Source organism: Bradyrhizobium sp. (assembly GCF_049798375.1).
Lineage (GTDB): Bacteria > Pseudomonadota > Alphaproteobacteria > Rhizobiales > Xanthobacteraceae > Bradyrhizobium.
The window spans coordinates 1-1,998 of record NZ_JBARGP010000084.1 but is presented as its reverse complement, the minus strand read 5'-3'; the positions used below and the strand labels follow the sequence as shown (position 1 = coordinate 1,998).

Genomic DNA, 1,998 nt, shown 5'->3' with positions numbered 1-1,998 from the left:
GTGATCCGCTTCGACCGCAACGCCGCCGTGCTGATCAATAATCAGTCCGAGCCGGTCGGCACCCGTATCTTCGGGCCGGTGCCACGCGAGCTGCGCGCCAAAAACCACATGAAGATCATTTCGCTTGCGCCGGAGGTGCTGTGATGGCTGCCAAGATCCGCAAGGGCGACAAGGTGATCGTGCTGGTCGGCCGTGACAAGGGTCGCACTGGCGAGGTGTTCGAGGTGCGTCCCACCGAGGGCAAGGCCCTGGTGCGCGGCGTCAATATGGTGAAGCGCCACCAGAAGCAGACGGCGCAGCAGGAAGGCGGCATCGTCTCCAAGGAGGCGCCGATCGACCTGTCGAACATCGCTTATGTCGGCAAGGACGGTAAGCCGACACGCGTCGGATTCAAGATTCAGGCGGACGGCAAGAAGGTGCGCATCGCCAAGAGCTCGGGAGCTGAGATCGATGGCTGAGACAGCTTACACGCCGCGCCTGCGCGCGGAATATGACCGCAAGATCAAGAGCGAGCTGACGGAAAAGTTCGGCTACGAGAACGTCATGCAGGTGCCGCGGCTGGACAAGGTCGTGCTCAACATGGGCGTCGGCGAGGCCGTCAACGACCGCAAGAAGGCCGAGACGGCGGCTGCCGATCTGTCGCTGATCGCGGGCCAGAAGGCGATCGTGACCTATTCGCGCGTCGCCATCGCGACCTTCAAGCTGCGCGAGAACCAGCCGATCGGCTGCAAGGTCACGCTTCGCAAGGCTCGCATGTACGAGTTCATCGACCGTCTGGTCACCGTCGCGCTGCCGCGCGTGCGTGACTTCCGCGGCCTGAACCCGAAGAGCTTCGATGGCCGCGGCAACTATTCGCTCGGTCTCAAGGAGCACATCATTTTCCCGGAAATCGACTTCGACAAGGCCGGGGAAGGCGTGGGCATGGATATCACGGTGTGCACCACCGCGCGCAACGATGAAGAAGCGCGTGCCCTTCTGACCGCATTCAATTTCCCGTTCCGGCAGTGAGACGCTGATCGTCAAAAGCATCTCATACGCGGATACCCAGGAGCCAAGCATGGCAAAGAAGAGTTCAATCGAGAAGAACAACCGGCGCAAGCGGATGGCGAAGAACGCCGCTCCGAAGCGCGCGCGGTTGAAGGCGATCATCGCCGACAAGGAAAAGCCGATGGAGGAACGGTTCGCCGCGACCCTGAAGCTCGCCGAGATGCCGCGCAACTCGTCGGCGACCCGCATTCGCAACCGTTGCGAGCTGACGGGCCGTCCACGCTCGAACTATCGCAAGAACAAGCTCAGCCGTATCGCGCTGCGTGAGCTTGGCTCGAAGGGCCTGGTTCCCGGCCTCGTCAAGTCGAGCTGGTAAGGAGGGTCGCACAATGTCAACGCACGATCCCATCAGCGATCTGATCACCCGCATCCGCAACGCGCAGATGCGCTCGAAGTCGAAGGTTTCGACCCCGGGCTCCCAGATGCGCGCCAACGTGCTCGAAGTGCTGAAGTCCGAGGGCTACATCCGCGGCTATGCCACGGTGGAGCACGCCTCGGGCCGCAGCGAGATCGAGATCGAGCTGAAATATTTCGACGGAGAGCCTGTGATCCGCGAGATCGAGCGGGTCTCCAAGCCCGGTCGTCGGGTCTACACTTCCGTGAAGAACCTGCCGCGCGTGAACAACGGGCTTGGCATTTCGGTGTTGTCGACGCCGAAGGGAATCATGGCCGATCATGACGCGCGTGACGCGAATGTCGGCGGTGAAGTTCTCTTCACGGTGTTCTAAAAAGGATTAGTCATGTCACGTATTGGCAAGAGGCCTGTGGCGGTGCCGTCCGGTGTGACGGCCGCCGTCGACGGACAGACCGTCAAGGTGAAGGGCCCGAAGGGCCAGCTTCAGTTCATCGTCCATGACGATGTCGAGGTGAAGTTCGAGAACGGCCAGGTCACGGTTGCCCCGCGCTCCGAGACCAAGCGCGCGCGCTCGCTCTACGGCACGGCGCGGGCGC

Annotated in this window: 6 protein-coding genes; all 6 read left to right on the top strand. The window is 62.2% G+C overall.

Annotated elements, in window-relative coordinates:
• Positions 1-144, top strand: a 144-nt coding sequence (locus tag WA702_RS03920) for an uL14 family ribosomal protein (protein ID WP_425109219.1), incomplete at its 5' end; no start/stop codon positions are given.
• Positions 144-458 carry a 50S ribosomal protein L24 gene (gene rplX / locus WA702_RS03915; RefSeq protein WP_425109218.1) on the top strand — a complete coding sequence of 105 codons (315 nt, stop codon included), beginning with the start codon at positions 144-146 and terminating at the stop codon, positions 456-458. The genes WA702_RS03920 and rplX, both read left to right, overlap by 1 nt.
• A complete protein-coding gene (rplE, locus tag WA702_RS03910; RefSeq protein ID WP_425109217.1) occupies positions 451-1,008 on the top strand; it encodes a 50S ribosomal protein L5 in 558 nt (185 codons plus the stop codon). The genes rplX and rplE overlap by 8 nt, the downstream gene beginning before the upstream one ends.
• 49 nt (positions 1,009-1,057) lie before the next feature.
• Positions 1,058-1,363, top strand: coding sequence for a 30S ribosomal protein S14 (gene rpsN, locus WA702_RS03905; RefSeq protein WP_425109216.1), 306 nt, complete (start codon positions 1,058-1,060; stop codon positions 1,361-1,363).
• 13 nt (positions 1,364-1,376) lie between these two features.
• Entirely contained in the window at positions 1,377-1,775 is a 399-nt protein-coding gene (gene rpsH, locus WA702_RS03900; protein ID WP_425109215.1) for a 30S ribosomal protein S8, read from the top strand.
• 12 nt (positions 1,776-1,787) lie between these two features.
• Positions 1,788-1,998 (top strand): 50S ribosomal protein L6 (locus WA702_RS03895; RefSeq protein ID WP_425109214.1); only part of this gene is annotated, 211 nt, incomplete at its 3' end.

What these genes read in the sequence shown, in the direction of transcription:
- rplX (WP_425109218.1), top strand. Translation starts at nt 144, where the DNA reads ATGGCTGCCAAGATCCGCAAGGGCGACAAGGTGATCGTGCTGGTCGGC.
- rplE (WP_425109217.1), top strand. Translation starts at nt 451, where the DNA reads ATGGCTGAGACAGCTTACACGCCGCGCCTGCGCGCGGAATATGACCGC.
- rpsN (WP_425109216.1), top strand. Translation starts at nt 1,058, where the DNA reads ATGGCAAAGAAGAGTTCAATCGAGAAGAACAACCGGCGCAAGCGGATG.
- rpsH (WP_425109215.1), top strand. Translation starts at nt 1,377, where the DNA reads ATGTCAACGCACGATCCCATCAGCGATCTGATCACCCGCATCCGCAAC.